This is a genomic window from Lamprobacter modestohalophilus (assembly GCF_016583905.1).
Taxonomy (GTDB): domain Bacteria; phylum Pseudomonadota; class Gammaproteobacteria; order Chromatiales; family Chromatiaceae; genus Lamprobacter; species Lamprobacter modestohalophilus.
In genome coordinates this window covers 1-16,296 of the sequence record NZ_NRRY01000032.1, presented here as the reverse complement: position 1 = coordinate 16,296, position 16,296 = coordinate 1, and the positions used below count along the sequence as shown (strand labels likewise).

Genomic DNA, 16,296 nt, shown 5'->3' with positions numbered 1-16,296 from the left:
CAGGGCTTGTCTCAGGGCGCTGGCGTGGAGCCGGATTGCCGATCAAGCAGTAACCACTCGAGGAGGGCCTTCTGCGCATGCAATCGATTCTCCGCCTCGTCCCAGACCACAGATTGAGGGCCGTCGATGACATCCGCGCTGACCTCTTCGCCTCGATGTGCCGGCAGACAATGCATGAAGAGGGCGTTTGGTCGCGCCCGTGCCATGATCGCTGAGGTGACGCTGAAATCGGCGAAGACCGCCTTGCGCTGAGCTTCCTCACTTTCCTGGCCCATGCTGGCCCAGACGTCGGTCACGACAAGATCGGCGTGTTCGACAGCCTCTGTTGGATCATGCAGGAGGGTGCAATGGTCTGCGCCCGCGGCCAGGATCTCGGGCTCGGGCTCAAAACCGGTCGGGCAGGCGATGCGGAGCTCAAAGCCGAAGAGACGGGCGGCATTGATGTAAGAATGACACATATTATTGCCATCCCCGACAAAGGCCACACGCCGCCCCCGAATCGGACCGCGATGTTCGACATAGGTCTGCATGTCGGCCAGCAACTGGCAGGGATGAAAGCGGTCGGTCAGCCCGTTGATCACCGGTACCCGGGAATGGTCGGCGAACCGGGTTAGGGTCTCGTGCTCGAAGGTGCGGATCATCACGATGTCGACCATTCGCGAGAGGACCCGAGCGCTATCCTCAATCGGCTCGCCACGGCCGAGCTGCGTATCTCTTGGAGAGAGAAACAGCGCGGTGCCGCCCAGTTGCGACATGCCAGTCTCGAAGGAGACGCGGGTTCGGGTCGATGATTTTTCGAACACCATCGCGAGTGTATAGCCGATCAGCGGTCGGTAGTGCTCGCCGCGTTGTCGTTGTTGCTTCAGTGCTGTCGCGCGCGTGATGAGTCGCGTCGCTTCCTGCTCGTTGAGGTCGAGCAGGCTCAGGAAGTGCTTAGGCGGAGTCTGGCTGTTATCGAGCGTCACGAGGGGCTTCCGGCGTCAGGGTCTGCGTTGGTGCTTAAAAACATCAGGATGAGCTCGGTGACCGTCTCGACGATCTCCGTCGCCTGGTCGTCATCGATGATCAGCGGTGGGAGCAAGCGCACCACCGAGCCCGCCGTCACGTTGATGAGCAGGCCTCGATTCAGGGCCTCAGTGACCAACTCGGGGCAGGACCGGTCCAGCTCAATCCCGATCATCAGCCCGCAGCCGCGGATGTCTTGCACGCCGGTAACGCCATTGAGTCGGGTGCGGAAGCCATCGATCAGCCGGTCACCGAGCACGGCTGCGCGCGACGGTAGGCCCTCGTGCTCGAGGGTGTCGAGGACGCTGGCTGCCGCGCGGCAGGCGAGTGGGTTGCCGCCGAAGGTTGAGCCGTGGCTGCCTGGGCCTAGAACCTCGGCCGCCGCGCCGCTGGCGAGGCAGGCGCCGATGGGGACGCCGTTTGCGAGCCCTTTCGCGAGGGTCATCACGTCGGCTTTAATGCCGCTCCACTGATGCGCGAACAGGCGTCCGGTCCGGCCCATGCCGGTCTGGATCTCGTCGACCATCAAGAGCCACTGATGGTGGTCGCAGAGCGCGCGGAGGCGAGGCAGATAATCCTCGTCTGGAACGATGATGCCGCCCTCACCTTGGATCGGCTCGACTAGGACCGCGACGATATTGGGCCGGTTTGCGGCGGCGGTCTCGATCGCGTCGATGTCGTTGTAGGGCACGCGCACGAAGCCTTGCACCAAGGGCTCGAACCCGGCCTGTGCCTTGCGGTTGCCGGTGGCGGTGAGCGTTGCCAGGGTGCGGCCGTGGAAAGCGTTCTCCATCACCAAGATCGCCGGGTTCGTGATGCCGCGCTGATGGGCGTGCAGGCGCGCCAGCTTGATCGCGGCCTCGTTCGCCTCAGCGCCGGAGTTACCGAAAAACACGCGGTCCATCCCGGCCGCCCCGCACAGGCGCGCGCCGAGTTCGGCTTGCTGTGGAACCTGGTAGAGGTTGGATGTGTGGATGAGGGTGCCGGCTTGATCGCACAGCGCCGCACGCACGGCCGCATGGGCATGCCCAAGGCCGCAGACGGCGATGCCGGAGAGCGCGTCGAGATAACGCCGTCCGTCGACATCCCAGAGCCAAGCGCCTTCACCATGGTCGAAGGCAACCGGCAGGCGCTTGTAGGTCGCCATCAGCGGTGCACCGCTGTTGCTCGCTTGAGGCTCGGCGCCCGAGGGTGCGCCGGCGTCTTCAGGCCCATTCACGATGGTCTCTCCAAGTCTCCGATCGAAGCGGTGCGCCATCCAGTGAGTAGCGATGACGGCCGCTTAAATGATCGAGTAAACCGAGAAGGATAGCAGGATAAGCCTGGAGCAGGCTAATCCTGTCGACACGCGATTGACTCGAGCCGGATCTCGGCTGCGTGCGGTCGGTGACGGTCTGATGAAGGTCTGGCGGGGCTGAGCCGACTCAGCCTGCTTAGAAGCTGTCCATCAACTTCTTACCGATTTGAGGGTCAGGGTTAGGCGATTATCGGGAAGTAGAAAATGGACAGCCACTTAGCAGGCCGAGTGTGCCGAGCATGCCGAGTGTGCCGAGCAGCCGAGTGTGCAGGAGGCACGTTGGTAGCATGCTTCCGCGCACCCGAGGTTTGCGTATTCGAGGTTTGGGGACTGGCCTCATGGCCTGCTAAGCTGGCCATCTTCTTCAGCGTCGGTTGTCTTCGCGGAGCAACGCGGTTGGTCTCATGCGCGCTAAGTATCTAAATTGGAATCCGAGCCGGAACCGGAACTGGAACTGGAACCGGAACCGGAACCGGTTGGGCTATGTGCTCGCCTCGCTGCTGCTGGTTGCAGCAGGCGGGCAGGTCGCTGCTGCTCAGGTCGAGATTGGTCCGGAGTTGAGTCGGCTGTCGACCGCGCACGGGTTTGCAGTGAGCGGCATCGAGGTGCTCGAGGATGAGCGTGGGCGTTCGGAAGATGTCGACCTCTACCGCCGGTTGCGCGTGCTTCTCGAGCGCTTCGATCACATCCTGGTGCACGGTGCGAGCGGGGAGGTGGCGCGGGTCATCATCATGGGCCGCACCAATACAGCGCCGCCGCCAAAGCTGCAGATCGATCCAGAGCCCGGCTCAGAGGCAACGGCCGGGCAGATCGAGCTAGAGACCATCCGCCAAGGCGCACAGCATTCGGTTCGCGTCACGCTCGAGGGGGCAGCTGGTCGGCGCGTCGATCGCACGCTGTTGATCGATACCGGCGCGGATGCTGTGGTGCTGCCGGCATCGATGATTGCGCCACTCGGGATTGATCAAGCGGCGCTTGCCGAGCGCGAGGTGCAGACCGCTAACGGCCGAACCCAGGCACTGATGGGGACCTTGGAAGCGGTTTGGCTGGATGGTGAGCGTCTGCCGGGGGTCGCCGTTGCGTTCATTGAGGCGGATAAGCTCGGGACCTCTGGCCTACTCGGGATGAGTGTGCTAGGGCGCTATCAAATGACCATTGATGACGACAACAGCCGACTTACGTTGACACCGAATCGCGGTAGCGGAACCGCAACGAGTGGTGAGGCCCAAGCGCCCGACCAATAGCGGTCCCGCATCTCTATCCCGCCAAGCGTCGCGTGCCGAGGAGGATCTGTCGCCGTCTGAGGTCTGCGAGCAGTCCAGTGCCAAACTGGACGACGCGCGCTGGCTCTGGATGCCGCAGCTCGGTGGCGATCGTCTCCAGGCAGGCGAGTCCTGATCGCTGCGACTGTTGTTCTTTGAGCAGTTGCAGCAAGCGCTGCGTGACCAGGTTGATCTTCAGGAACTCGACCTCGTCGCTTCGGTTGCGATAGACCACGAGGTGGGTCGGTTCAGGGTCGGGCTCTTGTGGCTGGAAGTCAGGTCCGATCTGGTGCACCGGGAAACGATAGCTGAGATTCCAAGCGAGCGGCGAGACGACGGGGATGCCGGTGAGCAGATCTCCATTCGGGTCGGCGAGATCGGTGGCCGCTTCGTCATCGCTGAACAGCAGCGCGGCCTCGACCCATTCGTAGTGCGCAAGCTCGAGCATGAAGGGCGGGTCATCGGGCTGTGTCTCCCGCTCTTGGCTGAGGAAGGCGATGAGCTCTTGGCCCAGCTGCGGGAAGAGCGGCGTCGTTGCTCGGTGCTTGATCAGGAACTGACGGATCAGCGCATCCCAGCGTGCCTGACCCAGGCATCGATGCAACACCGGAAAGCCCTGGCTCAACAGTGACGAGAGGTTGTTGAAGAACAGCTCACGATAGATGGCCATCCGCCTCGGTTCGACATCGGCGGGTGCCGATTGCGCGTCCGGGTCACGGATGTGGGCAGTGAAGGCGTGTTGTACCGCTGTGAAGTGGTTGGCCCCGGCCTTCGGACTCATCCCTGACGGAATGTCGAGGTCATGAGGCATAGGCGAGCGGCTCCTGCCTCGGCTGGGCGGCGGCAAGCCCATGAGCGGCTTGGACGCTGCGGATTCGCCGCACCTCGTTCGTGAGTTGATCGAGCGGCGGGATGTTGAAGTCGCGCTCCAGTAATGTTGGAAACACCCCGAAACGTCGATAGGCTTGGTCCAGCAATCCCCAGACGGGCTCGATCACATCGGCCCCATGGGTGTCAACGCGGAGGTCCGGTGCCTCTTCATAGTGCCCGGCGATGTGTGCGTAGACGACGCGATCTCCGGGCAGGCCGTTGAGAAAATGGCTCGCATCATAGCCGTGGTTGATGCTGTTGACCTGGATGTTGTTGACGTCTAACAGCAGGTCGCAGTCAGCCTCGTGCAGGACCGCGTTGATGAACTCCAGCTCGCTCATCTCCTGGCCAGGCGCGGCGTAGTAGGACACATTCTCGAGTGCGATTCGCCGCTCTAAGCTGTCCTGTACCTGGCGGATGCGCTCGACCACATGGGCAACGGCCTCGCTGGTAAACGGGATCGGCATCAAATCGTAGAGATGGCCTTCGTCCGAGCAAAAACTCAGATGCTCGGTGTAGGCACGAATTTGATGCTGATCGAGAAACCCCTTGATGCGGCGAACCAGGTCCAGATCCAGCGGGGCTGGCGAGCCGATCGAGAGGGAGAGTCCGTGGCAAACGAACGGATAGCGCTCAGTCAGGCTGCGCAGGACCTTGCCCCAGCGGCCGCCGACACCGATCCAATTCTCCGGCGCGATCTCCCAGAAATCGACTTCGGCTGGGGGCTGCTCGGCTGCGACTGCCGCAAAGGCGCGCCGCAGGCCGAGGCCCGCGCCATGAACAGGGAAAGTCTGTGCGCTCATGGCGAGACCCTCAGATCGCGTGAGTGGGATCAGCTGGTGCCGCCGCACTTGCCCTCGCCGCATTTACCCTCGCCATCGTCCTTGTTGCCGCACTTACCTTCACCACACTTGCCTTCGCCGTCACTCTTGCCACCGCACTTGCCTTCGCCGCAGCTGCCTTCAGCGAGCATCAGGTAGCCGCCGTCGAGCTGCTCGGCAGCGAAAGGATTCTCTGCTGAATGGGCCAAATTGGCCATCGAGAGGCTGCCCACGAGGGCAGCGCCGATCACCGCAGCAGCTGGGGTCATGGTGTTCTTAGACATTGGGGTCCACTCCGAAAATGATAGGGTTATCATTGTTCATGTATCTGCGCATGGAATTTGCGCATGGTATTCGCGCATGGTGTCTGCTCACGACCGAAACGGGGTCTCGGCTGTGACGACAGCAGGCTATTCATATCACAGTGTTTTGCTCGGGTAAAACCGGCGGCTCGTCTAGAGACTCGCTGCCATCGCCCTTAGAGACCCAGCAAACGGGTCAAATGTTTCATCGCTGAGGCTCTGAAATTCGATCTGGATCGGGATCGGGATCGGAATCTTGGCAAGCTCAATCGCGAGCGCGGCCCCCGGCTCCGCGTCGCTTGATGCATTTTAGGTAGGACTTGGGTCGAAACTCGCGCCCATGGCGCTGGATCTTCCAGATCTCTTCGGCCAGGCATTCAAGGATGCGATGCTCGGCCTCGTGCACGTCGCCGAGGCAGTGCCTGATCATGCCCTGATAGAGGCGTTGAATGCCGGCTGGGCGGTCGGTACTGACCTGCTCCTGCAGCGCGATGTGCAGGGCCATGTGCAAAAATGGGTTGCTTTCGCCACCCTCTGGCAGCCATTCGCGGCCGATGGCCGCCTCGCCCTGCTCGAGCAGGGCGTGATATTCGGGGTGCTGGCCGGCAACCTCGACGATCTGCCGCTCGACTGGCTTTAGCGGCTCGTCGGCCTGCGCTTTGCGCCAGGCGGTGAGATAGGCCTGGCGGAGCTGATCGCGATCTTGACTGAACATGGGCGTTTGCTTGGACTTTCAGGAAGACTTGTCGGGATCGACCGAGGCGATCGATCAACCTAATAAACCGCAGAGGGCGCAGATGTGCGCAGATTAAATATTAAAAAACAAGGCTCTAGCAGGTTTAGTGAGGCCACCCAACAGGCGAAGCAGTGATGAGTAACGGGGTCTTGAACTCTCTGCGTTTATCTGCGTAATCTGCGGTTCAAATGCGCTTTTTAGGATCAACTCTGATCCAGAGCGCGACGGCTATTCTGAGTCTATCGCTCTATCGCTCTATCGCTCTATCGCTCTATCGCTCAGCTCAGGGACCGGCTGTGACATCGGCTCAGCAGGTGTTGTCTTCAGGTCAGCCGGTGTCTTCTGTCTGTACTCGCAGAGATCGGAGATCGGGCAGTTCGGGCAGTTCGGCTTGCGTGCCTTACAGCAATACCGACCGTGGAGGATGAGCCAGTGATGGGCGTCATGCAGGAATGGCGTTGGCACCAAGCGTAGGAGGCGCTGCTCGACCGCCAATGGGGTTTTCCCTGACGCGAGGCCCGTGCGATTCGCGACCCGGAAGATATGGGTATCGACGGCGATGGTCGGTTCACCAAAGGCTGTATTCAAGACCACGTTTGCGGTCTTCCGGCCAACACCCGGTAACGCTTCGAGTGCAGCGCGCTCGCGAGGGACCTCGCCGCCATGCTCATCGACCAGCTTGCGGCAGGTCGCAATGATGTTCTTGGCCTTGGCATTGAACAGCCCGATGGTGCGGATCTGTGCCTTAAGGCCATCCTCGCCCAATGCTAGGATCGCGGCCGGCGTGTTAGCCACCGCGAACAGACGCTCGGTCGCCTTGTTGACGCCCTTGTCGGTCGCCTGGGCCGAGAGGATCACCGCAATCAGCAGCTCAAAGGCCGAGTTGTACCGGAGCTCGGTCGTTGGGGCGGGATTGGACTGGCGCAGCCGTTCGAAGATCGCCGTGCGTTTGGTCTTGTTCAACGATGGCCTCTGTCGGAATGGCCTTTGTCGGCATGGCTTCTATCGGGAGAGCTTCTATCGGCTCGCCGCTCTCGACTCGCCTCGATCAGGTGGCCTTGATGTGAGAGCTTAAGGCGAGGGCTTAAGGCGAGGGGCTGCAGGTCGATGCCTAGACGATTGCTCGCTCGCGCAGCACCTTGACCTGGAACAGGGTGTTCCGCTCTTCTTCCTCCAGCGCCGACTGGATGAAATGGATGCTGCGCTGGTATAGCGGGATGATGTTGTACTTGAGCGCATTCACCCGTTTTTGTGCCTTACGCTGCTCTTCCATCAACCGATAAAGCGCAATCTCGACCTCGCCAAGTCGCGCCAAGAGCACGGCGGCCTCAGCGAGGTGTTCGCGGGTGTTGTCGAAACTGGCGTCGGTCCCGAGCAGCCCAGCCGGTTTGATGGGTAAGCGCTCGGCGGATACCGAGGGGTACTCAACACCCAGCGAGCGCCGCGGTAGGATATCGATCCGCAGTCCTGGTGCGGCACCCAGCGCCGCCTGATTCAGCCCGCGGCTGCCCATGCGCAGATGGGTGATGCCGAGGCAACGATAGGCCTCGGAGAGGCCGCGCTCGGCATCCTCTCGCAGGCGCCGATATTCGCCGATGCGCTCGTACACCAAGCGCGTCAGGAGTTCCCGCTTGCGCTCGAGCAGGTCGTGTCCCTCCTCAAGGAATTTTGCCTGCTTCTTCAGTGAAAGCAGGGTGTTTTTGGTCGGCGGGACCTTGAGTACTTGCTGGGCCATGGCGTTGACAACTCCGCGGGACGGGTCAGGACCGGTGTCGGGCCCTAGAGATTACCGGTAACGGTCCATTGTGCCAAAGATGCGGTGAGTGGATGCTGGCGTTGGTCAAGCGTCCAGGCGTCCAGGCGTCCAGGCGTCCAGGCGTCCAGGCCGTCAAGCGGCTAGTCGTCCTGGCGGCCAGGCGGCCAAGCCAGTCAGTCAGTCAGCCAGCCAGCCAGCCAGGCGTCCTGACAGTTCGCCGTTCTCGTCTTGTCCGAAGGCTGCGCCCCAGTCGCCGCGCGCGAGCAGCGCTGCACCGTAAGCAGCCTCTTTCTGCCGCGTGCATTCCACCGGCAAGCCGAGGACGCGACTGCGGATGGCGCTCCAGACCGGGTTCTGGGCGCCACCGCCGCAGCTCAGGATGCGCGTTGGTGCCGGAGCGCCGAGCTCACGCAGTCGCTGATAGCCTGCGCGTTCGATCTGGGCGATGCCTTCGAAGAGCCCGGCCAGGAACAGGCTGTCCTCGGCAGGTCGTGGTGTGATCCTCGGCGCGAGACTGGGGTCGGCGATCGGAAAGCGCTCGCCGCGATGCGGCAGCGGATAGTAATCGAGCCCGGTCGCTCGCGTTGGGTCGATACGCTCGCTCAGCCGCCGAAGCTGGGCATCGTCGAAAGACTGTCTCAGCACAGCGCCACCGCTGTTTGAGGCGCCGCCAACGAGCCAGAGGTGGCCAATCCGATGGCTATACACCCCACAGGCGGCGTCTGCGACGGCACGCTTTGAGACCAGCTTCAGCACCAGCGTCGAGCCGAGACTGGTCACCGCATCGCCCGGTGCTCGAGCTCCGGCCGCCAGTGTCGCCGCGGTACTGTCGGTGGTTCCGGCAGCGATACGCAGCGTCGGCGCTAGCCCCGTGGCCGCCGCGACCTCCGCGCTCGCCGGACCAAGATCGGCTCCAGGCGGATGGCAGCGCGGCAGCTCGACGGGGTTTAGGTCCAACGCCAGGAGCCAGGGTGGGTAGGCCAGTCGGTGTGGGTCGAAGCCAAGCTTGAGGGCGTTGTTCCAATCGCTGTCGCCGAAGCGGCCGCGCAGGCGTCCGCTGATCCAGTCTGCCTGGTGCAGCGCGAGCGCGGGCTGGTTTGGACCGAGCTGTCGTCGCAGAGACAGCAGCTTGGCGAGTGATGCGCTTGGTCCTCGAGCGGGCGAATCCTCGGGCGCGTACTCGGCGATGATCTGCGCCTCGTCGACGGCTCGCGCGTCGTTGTACATCAGCGCTGGGGTCAGTGGCTCGCCCTGGGGCGTGCAGAGCAGCAGGGTCGCCGATGTGCCGTCGACGCAGAGCCTTTGCGGGCGATAGCGCCCGAGATCGCAGCTCAGCTGGCTCAGCACCTCAATAACGGCACGCCACCAGTGCTCCGGGTCCTGTTCGATGGCGCCGCTAACCGGGCCGCGGCTGTTCGTCTGGTTGCCGCGACCGTTCGCCTGGCTTGCCTGGTCCGCCTGGTTTGCCTGGTTTGCCCGGTTCGCGTGGATTGCAGGAAGCTCTGCCTTGGCGAGGGCGATCGGCTCGCCGGCGCGGTCGATGGCCATCGCGCGACAGCCGGAGGTGCCGAGATCAAGCCCGATCCAACAGGGACTGTCAGCCATCGCTGTCAAGGCAGTGCGACGGCCGCCGGTGCCTGCCAGTGGGGCGCGCGATGTTCGGCGACGACCGTCGTGTAGATGCCGCCGCGGACATTGAACTCGGCGGTCAGCCGCATGAAGCGCGGCTCGGTGGCCTGCACCAGGTCAGTCAGGATGCGGTTGGTGACGGCTTCATGGAAACCACCCTCGTCACGATAGGACCAGACGTAGAGCTTCAATGATTTCAGCTCGACGCAGGTCGCCTCTGGCACGTATTCCAGGGTGAGCTCGGCAAAATCTGGTTGGCCGGTTTTTGGGCACAGGCAGGTGAACTCGGGAACACGGATGCGGATCGTGTAGTCGCGCTCGGGCTGTGGGTTGGGGAAGGTCTCCAGTGCTTGGCTGGGGCTGGTCGCCATTGTGATCAGTCTCTTCGATTGTGGTTAGCCTAGGGTGGCCGAGTATAGGGCGAATTCTGGTTGTGATCAGTGTGCAGGCGCTTCTGTGCGAGACTATGGCCTCTCGCCAGCGGTCAAGACGTCGAACCAAGCAGTGCGCACTCCGACCACGGACAACATTGCCCTTTCTTCCTTTGCGCCGCTGCGTCTCTGCGCGAGCCTCTTCTTGCCAAGTCACAACACACGCGACCTCATGTCGAGGCCGCACACCCAACACTCGGCCCGACGTTGTATCGATATCGATTCCTTAGTGCCTCTGCGAGACAGTCATGAATCTGAACAAAGCCTCCCGTTTGCTGCGCTTGCGCATCGCCGCTGTCTTGATCTCCACGCTGTTCGCCAGCAGTCTGTTGGCCGAGGAGCGACGCGATGAGGTGCTCTATCAGGTCTCGACCATCGACGCCCTGCTCGCCGGTGTCTACGACAGCGCTGCTACCGTTGGCGACCTGCTCAAGCACGGCGGCTTCGGTCTTGGCACCTTTGCTGCCCTCGATGGCGAGTTGATCGCGCTTGATGGCGTGGTCTACCAGGCCGCGAGCGATGGGCAAGTCAGGACGATGCCGCCCGAGACCGGAACGCCGTTCATGGCCGTGACTGAATTTGCGCCAGATCAGGCGTTCGTGTTGAGCGAGCCGCTCGATCTCAAGGCCTTCGAAGCTCAGCTCGAGCAGCGCTTTCCGAGCCGGAACATGATCTACGCGATCAAGGCTGTGGGGCGCTTTGCCCAGATTCGGTATCGCAGTGTGCCGCGCCAGCAAAGGCCCTATGCCCCGCTCGCGGAAGTGGCGCGCGAGCAAGTGCTGTTCGACCAGCAAGATATTGATGGCACCCTCATCGGCTTCTGGTGCCCCAGCTTCTGCGCTGGCATCAATGTGCCGGGCTTTCACCTGCATTTTCTTTCGGCTGATCGCGCTCATGGCGGCCACGTTCTCGGCTTCAGCTTGCAACATGCCGAGGTCGAGCTGGATCACACCCGCGGCTGGGAAATCGCATTGCCCGCGATCGCTGATTATCTGGACGCCAATCTCGACAGCGACCGCAGCGCGGAGCTCTACAGTGTGGAGCAGGACAGAGCCAGTCGCGAACACTGATCAGTCGCTAGCTGCAACGTATAGGCTGACTGTTGCAAGATTCCCTAGCCGCTAGGAGTCCAGGCATAGAGGCTGCGCTTGGCGTAGACACGGAAACCCGTTTCTTCGTAGATTCTGCACGCCGGCTGGTTACGGACATCCACGGACAAGAGCACGAGTTCAGCGCTGTTCTTGCCGGCGCGGCTCATTGCCTCTGCAACCAGCAGTCGGCCTAATCCATGGCCGCGCCATGCAGGGACGATGCCCATGTAGATCAGCTCCCAGCAGGGCGTCTGCGGATGCGGTGCCAAGAGCAACAGGCCTGCGTCTTCTCCCTTGAAGCGCAGGATACACCAATGCTCAGGTGTGAATTGTCCCTGCCGCTGAAAGCCCTCGATAGCCTGCAGGGGGGAGAGGACGCCATGCAGGCCTGGGCAATCGAGAGAGCCGCCTTCGATGCGCGTCATGAGCGACAGCAGCCGCGCTGAGGGCAGCTGACCGATGGATTCGATCGTGGCCTCTGGTCTTGTGCTTGGTGTCCTTGTGCTTGGTGTCCTTGTGCTTGGTGTCGGGTCGCCCTGGCTGCTGTGTCGTCTTGTCTGGGCCTGCATGTAAAGCAGGTCGACTAAGAGCGGGAAGCCGTTCTCTCGCAGTAATACTGCTGCGTCTTCATCAGCGCTGTCGACCACCGCTTGGACGATGGTGAGACCCTGGCTGTCAGCCCATTGCTGGGCGCCACGCAACAGGATCGCAGCCCACTGGGAGCGGTCGGCAGGCAGCCAGAGCCGAGCGGTGTTGCCTGGCTGCGGCTGAACCCAGACCGCCGCAGCCGGGCCATCGCTTGCAGGGATGATCAGCAGGCTGCTCCAGTCTGCCTCTGGCTGCTGCGCGACCGTATCGATGGCCTCTGCCAGTTCCGCGAGGCTGCTCGGTTCATCCGCCGCGGCGAGTAGCCTGAGTGCATTGACCCGCCAGGGCGCAGGACATCGGATCAATGTTGCGCCATCTCGTGCTTGGCCGGAGAGCGCGGGCCGCCTAATGGACATAATGTGTCGCCACCCCGAACGATGAAGCGCCTGTTTTAGGGTAAACCGCAAAGTACGTCGATATCCTGAACGGTAAAGCGCCTGTTTTGCGATAAAATAGCAACTGTGTCGCTACCGCGAACGATGAAGTACTTGCCCGCCCCTAGCCAGAATGGATGGTCAATCACCCATGCAAGCTTAAATGCCGGTTTCGCGGTATAACCTTGATGGAAGAAGGGGCGTGTTTCTGCGACACTACCTCAGCCGTCGAGGAACAGCCGATGAATAACTCTAGCCTTGCCATTTTGCTGGCTGCTGCAGCCTTAATTCTAGGGTTGGGTGCACTGGCGATCTTCTACCTTTCAATCCTCAGACAAAAAGACGAAAGCGATGCGACGGAGACGGATGCGCCGCCTGAGCGGGCGGCTTCGGCCGAATCCGATCCGGCCCAATCCCGTGAGCGGGGCAAAAAGAAGCTAGCAGACAAGACTCAGCGCTATCTTTTCGTCGTGTTCGATGAACCGGGGCCTGAGACGAACCGAGCGCTTGGTCAGCTGCTCAAGGAGACCAAGGCCTTCTACGAGGCAGCACTCGGTATCTACCATATTCCCCCGGGACCTGAGGGCTATCCGCTGACCGTTGCAAACGCCTCATCCCCTGGAACCTTGCCGCCATTGCACCTCGATGACGGTGAGCACCCGCCGGTGCAGGGCGTTTCTATCTTGATCAAGTTTATCAATTCGCGCAGCCTGTCGCGCAGCCCCGACACGATGATCGCCTTCACGCGGCGGGCTGCAGATATTGGTGGGCGCATCTTGGATGTCGAGCGCAATCCAGTGACGGAGGAGACCCTGGCGGGACTCCACCCCGATGCCGATTGATCTGCGGAAGGCTCTGCTCAGGCGTCTGGGGACTCGGCCCGGGCGTCTATGGATGCGGCGAGATCAGTCTTCCTCAGGCGACGCTGCGTAAGCTCGCCTGCGCAGTCTCGGCGCTGGTGCCAGTGGTTGCCGCTATGCGGCTGTATTCCTCGACCCGTCGATCTCGGCCCAGTTGGGCATCGGTGGTCTCGTCATCGTTGGCGGCAGCATCCTCAGCGATGAAATTGGTGGCGCCCGTTTGCGTTTGCTGTTGGCTGAGTTCGAGCTGGGCCATCAGCAGGTATTGTCGCGCGCGAGCAGCGACCTTGTAATCGGTCGGTGAAGGCTCTGCGGGCGCGAGCGCGGCGCTGATCACGACATTCATCTTCTCGATGGTGGCCCGAGGGTCACCGGTGACGGGCCCGTAGTCGACCGATACTTCGCCGGCCACGGCATAGCGTTGGCCATCAGGGCCGATCTCATACTGGAACTGGGCGCTCCCGGTATAAGCACCGCCCGCAACTTGATGGGCGAGTTCGTGCTGCCGGACTTCGCGATCGGTCTGCTTGAGCTGGTCGAGGATGCGCAGTTCTTGCGGCGTAAGCTCCTCGGCGAGGGCGTTGTTTTGCGCATTTCTGCTGGCGTCGCCTTCAGAGACCCGGGCGCGCGTACCTTCTCCTGCGCTCCGTTCGGGCTGACCTGGCCCAGCCTCCGTTTTGGCGGCCTCGACGCTTGGGCGCCATGCGGCCGGCGAACTGGCAGCGCCGCCATTAGCCGCTTTACCTACATAGGCAATCGAGGTGAGGGGGCTGGCAGCGGTCGTGGTGATCACGGTTTGATCCTCAATGCAGATTGAGAACCTGAGGGTGGGTCAGGTTACATCAAAAGCTTTCCCAGTCATCTTCGCTGTGGGTGACGGGCTCAGGCTGCTTCTTGGGGGCAGGCTGAGCCTTAGGCGGAGGCGCGAGCGCTGCGGGCTTGGCTGGTTCTCGTTTCGGGACGGATTTGGTCGCCGCGGGAAGGGCTATGTTTGGCGATGCCGCCGCCGTCTTGCCAACGTCGAAGAAGGATACCGCATCCGCAAGCTCACGGGACTGTTCTTCGAGTGACGATGAGGCGGTTGCCGTCTGCTCGACCAAGGCGGCGTTCTGTTGGGTCACCTCGTCCATTTGGCTGATCGCGACGCTGACCTGGTCGATTGCCATCGTTTGCTCATTGGAGGCCCGGTTGACCTCGTCCATCAGTTCCGAGACCTTCGCGCTATGGGTGACGATCTCATTCATCGACTCGCCAACCGCCTCGACCAGCACGCGACCCTGCTCAACGACCTCGCCATTGAGCTCGATCAATTCTTGAATCTGCTTGGCGGCATCGGCTGAGCGCTGAGCAAGATTGCGCACCTCTTGGGCAACCACGGCAAAGCCACGGCCTTGCTCACCGGCCCGAGCTGCCTCCACCGAGGCGTTCAGTGCCAGGATGTTGGTCTGGAACGCGATGCCGTCAATCAGCGAAATAATGCCGCTGATCTTTTCCGAACTCTCTGACAGTTCGTGCATCTTGCCAACGGCCTGCTTGGCCTTTTCGCCGCCGCTGCCCGCCGAGGTGCTCGCCTGGCTCGCAAGCTGGTTTGCTTGCGCCGTATTGTCCGTATTGTGCTTCACCGTTGACGCCACTTCCTCCATGCTGCTCGCGGTTTCCTGCAGGCTAGAGGCCTGCTCCTCGGTGCGCTGTGAGAGGTCGGTGTTGCCGGTCGAGATTTGGGTGGCGGCGGTTGAGATCGACTCGACCGAGCCCTGAATGTTGATGATGAGATCGCGCAGCTTATCTTGGGTATCCGCGAGCGCTAACATCATCTGGCCGACTTCATCGTTACCTCGGGCTTCGATGCGGTTGGTCAGGTTGCCACGGGACATCTCGTTGAATACCTGGCGCGCGTTCGCGAGCGGCCGCGTGATGCGCAAGACGATCTGCCAGCCGAGTAGGGCGCCTAGGAGTATCGCGACGACCACAGTGCCGATCATGAGATTGCGCATGAACAGCGCATTGGCCTCGGCACTCTGAAACGCGGCCTGGGCTGTCTGGTGCTCAAGCTCAACCATCTCCTTGAGGGTCGCGCTCACCTGTTCATAGACAGGTAACCCTTCGATGAAGACGACAAAATCTGCCCCCGGGTACTCACCGACGAGATAGAGCTCTACGGCTGGGTCTACGGCGTTATAGATAAGCTTTTGGTAGAGGGTGTCGAACTGTTCGGCGAGGCCTTCGCCTTCTGGGCTGTTGACGGCCTCTTGGTAGCTGTTCCAGATGCCGGTGAGCTCGGTCTGATTGTCATTGATGAGATCAGAGTGCATCGAAACGGGATGGTCGTGGAGCGCGCTGACAGCGATGGTGGGGGCATGCTGAGAGGCCAGGAAGAGCTGCATCATGATGTTTCGGACCAGCGCGTCGATGCGGGCCAGATCCTGTGAGCGCTTGAGGTTCTGCTCGTACACGCCTTCAAGGGCGCGGTTAGACGATTGCATGCCGTTGAAGCCGAGGCCGCCGACGACCAGTAGCAACGCAAGGAGGATGGTGATCAGCAAGGCCAAGCGGCTCTTGATCGTCAGTTTCATAGCGCTCTTTACTCCCGGACAACGCAGCTGGCATGCGACCTCCTGAAGACGGAGATCGTTCCTACAATCATCGTTCAAATGGGGGCGGGCTTGAATACGGCTGCCTGATGTAGATCAAGCAGCCGATGTATTTCGCGCCGGCCGCTCAGGCAGTCTATTATTTCTGCGTTGTTGAGCGAGCTTTCTAAGGTACAAACGTACAACGAACATGCCAAGCGTCGATGTCGTCATCGAGCTTTCCGCCGAGGCATGCCTGAGCCACTATGAGGGCCGGGCCGAGCAGGTCTATACCTGGAGCCTCGACGGTCGGCGCGTCGTGTTTCCGGCGACGGCGCTGCGACAGGTCGTTACACGTGATGGCGTTCACGGTATCTTCCGATTGCGCTTTTCGCCGACGGGACAATTCGAGACGATACAGCGCTTAAGCTGAATTGACGCGCGTGCTACACGTCTGTAGCAAGCTGGGGGATTGGATGAAAGAACCGCAGGATGGCTACACGCGTGTACAGAAGCCGGTAGTGTTATAGATATGTACCTGCTGCCTACTGAATTATTAGCCCAAACTCGTAGCGATTGATGAATAGGCCGATGACAATGTCATGCATCTTTTCAAGTTTAGAGAAACAGATTGTCTTTCTTGC

Annotated in this window: 17 protein-coding genes and 1 pseudogene; 4 read left to right on the top strand and 14 right to left on the bottom strand. The window is 61.6% G+C overall.

Annotated elements, in window-relative coordinates; translation table 11 throughout:
• Nucleotides 1-11 precede the first annotated feature (11 nt).
• Entirely contained in the window at nt 12-965 is a 954-nt protein-coding gene (gene argF / locus CKO42_RS16990; protein WP_200246607.1) for an ornithine carbamoyltransferase, read from the bottom strand.
• The gene (locus CKO42_RS16985; RefSeq protein WP_200246687.1) at nt 962-2,152 is read right to left on the bottom strand and encodes an aspartate aminotransferase family protein; all 1,191 of its coding nucleotides are present in this window, start codon (nt 2,150-2,152) and stop codon (nt 962-964) included. Before CKO42_RS16985 ends, argF begins: the two co-directional genes overlap by 4 nt.
• 554 nt (nt 2,153-2,706) lie before the next feature.
• Here CKO42_RS16985 and CKO42_RS16980 point away from each other — a divergent pair.
• Complete coding sequence (locus tag CKO42_RS16980) at nt 2,707-3,546, top strand: retropepsin-like aspartic protease family protein (protein ID WP_200246605.1); 840 nt, start codon at nt 2,707-2,709, stop codon at nt 3,544-3,546.
• A 13-nt stretch (nt 3,547-3,559) separates the two neighbouring features.
• Here CKO42_RS16980 and CKO42_RS16975 read toward each other — a convergent pair whose 3' ends face one another.
• The 8 genes from CKO42_RS16975 to queF all read right to left on the bottom strand — a co-directional run bounded on the left by CKO42_RS16975 (nt 3,560) and on the right by queF (nt 10,049).
• The gene (locus CKO42_RS16975; RefSeq protein WP_242479466.1) at nt 3,560-4,375 is read right to left on the bottom strand and encodes an HvfC family RiPP maturation protein; all 816 of its coding nucleotides are present in this window, start codon (nt 4,373-4,375) and stop codon (nt 3,560-3,562) included.
• A complete protein-coding gene (locus tag CKO42_RS16970) occupies nt 4,365-5,237 on the bottom strand; it encodes an HvfB family MNIO-type RiPP peptide maturase (protein WP_200246603.1) in 873 nt (290 codons plus the stop codon). Before CKO42_RS16970 ends, CKO42_RS16975 begins: the two co-directional genes overlap by 11 nt.
• Before the next feature lie 29 nt (nt 5,238-5,266).
• The gene (locus CKO42_RS16965) at nt 5,267-5,539 is read right to left on the bottom strand and encodes an HvfA family oxazolone/thioamide-modified RiPP metallophore (protein ID WP_200246601.1); all 273 of its coding nucleotides are present in this window, start codon (nt 5,537-5,539) and stop codon (nt 5,267-5,269) included.
• Between the two features lie 283 nt (nt 5,540-5,822).
• Nucleotides 5,823-6,272, bottom strand: coding sequence for a DUF1841 family protein (locus CKO42_RS16960; protein WP_200246599.1), 450 nt, complete (start codon nt 6,270-6,272; stop codon nt 5,823-5,825).
• Between the two features lie 276 nt (nt 6,273-6,548).
• Nucleotides 6,549-7,256 (bottom strand): endonuclease III, encoded by a 708-nt coding sequence (gene nth / locus CKO42_RS16955; RefSeq protein WP_200246597.1) that lies wholly within the window; start codon nt 7,254-7,256, stop codon nt 6,549-6,551.
• A gap of 148 nt (nt 7,257-7,404) precedes the next feature.
• Nucleotides 7,405-8,028, bottom strand: a complete 624-nt coding sequence (locus tag CKO42_RS16950; protein WP_200246595.1) for a V-type ATP synthase subunit D — start codon at nt 8,026-8,028, stop codon at nt 7,405-7,407.
• A 198-nt stretch (nt 8,029-8,226) separates the two neighbouring features.
• The gene (locus CKO42_RS16945; RefSeq protein ID WP_200246593.1) at nt 8,227-9,654 is read right to left on the bottom strand and encodes an FGGY-family carbohydrate kinase; all 1,428 of its coding nucleotides are present in this window, start codon (nt 9,652-9,654) and stop codon (nt 8,227-8,229) included.
• Between the two features lie 5 nt (nt 9,655-9,659).
• Entirely contained in the window at nt 9,660-10,049 is a 390-nt protein-coding gene (gene queF, locus CKO42_RS16940) for a preQ(1) synthase (RefSeq protein ID WP_200246591.1), read from the bottom strand.
• A gap of 308 nt (nt 10,050-10,357) precedes the next feature.
• Here queF and budA point away from each other — a divergent pair, with 308 nt between their 5' ends.
• Entirely contained in the window at nt 10,358-11,179 is an 822-nt protein-coding gene (gene budA, locus CKO42_RS16935; RefSeq protein ID WP_200246589.1) for an acetolactate decarboxylase, read from the top strand.
• A gap of 44 nt (nt 11,180-11,223) precedes the next feature.
• Here the strand turns inward: budA and CKO42_RS16930 are convergent, their stop codons facing one another.
• On the bottom strand, nt 11,224-12,153 hold the full coding sequence (locus CKO42_RS16930) for a GNAT family N-acetyltransferase (protein WP_200246587.1): 930 nt from the start codon (nt 12,151-12,153) through the stop codon (nt 11,224-11,226).
• A gap of 257 nt (nt 12,154-12,410) precedes the next feature.
• On the opposite strand from CKO42_RS16930, the gene CKO42_RS16925 reads away from it, so the two are divergent.
• Nucleotides 12,411-13,064 (top strand): cell division protein ZipA C-terminal FtsZ-binding domain-containing protein, encoded by a 654-nt coding sequence (locus CKO42_RS16925; RefSeq protein ID WP_242479473.1) that lies wholly within the window; start codon nt 12,411-12,413, stop codon nt 13,062-13,064.
• 73 nt (nt 13,065-13,137) lie between these two features.
• Here CKO42_RS16925 and CKO42_RS16920 read toward each other — a convergent pair whose 3' ends face one another.
• Both CKO42_RS16920 and CKO42_RS16915 read right to left on the bottom strand, forming a co-directional pair.
• Nucleotides 13,138-13,875 (bottom strand): putative metalloprotease CJM1_0395 family protein, encoded by a 738-nt coding sequence (locus tag CKO42_RS16920; protein WP_200246583.1) that lies wholly within the window; start codon nt 13,873-13,875, stop codon nt 13,138-13,140.
• Between the two features lie 49 nt (nt 13,876-13,924).
• Entirely contained in the window at nt 13,925-15,655 is a 1,731-nt protein-coding gene (locus CKO42_RS16915) for a methyl-accepting chemotaxis protein (RefSeq protein ID WP_242479465.1), read from the bottom strand.
• 208 nt (nt 15,656-15,863) lie between these two features.
• Here CKO42_RS16915 and CKO42_RS16910 point away from each other — a divergent pair, with 208 nt between their 5' ends.
• Entirely contained in the window at nt 15,864-16,085 is a 222-nt protein-coding gene (locus CKO42_RS16910; protein ID WP_200246581.1) for a DUF2835 family protein, read from the top strand.
• A 112-nt stretch (nt 16,086-16,197) separates the two neighbouring features.
• On the opposite strand, the pseudogene CKO42_RS28575 reads toward CKO42_RS16910, so the two are convergent.
• Nucleotides 16,198-16,296 (bottom strand): annotated as a pseudogene (locus tag CKO42_RS28575) (IS1 family transposase); the annotation flags it as partial.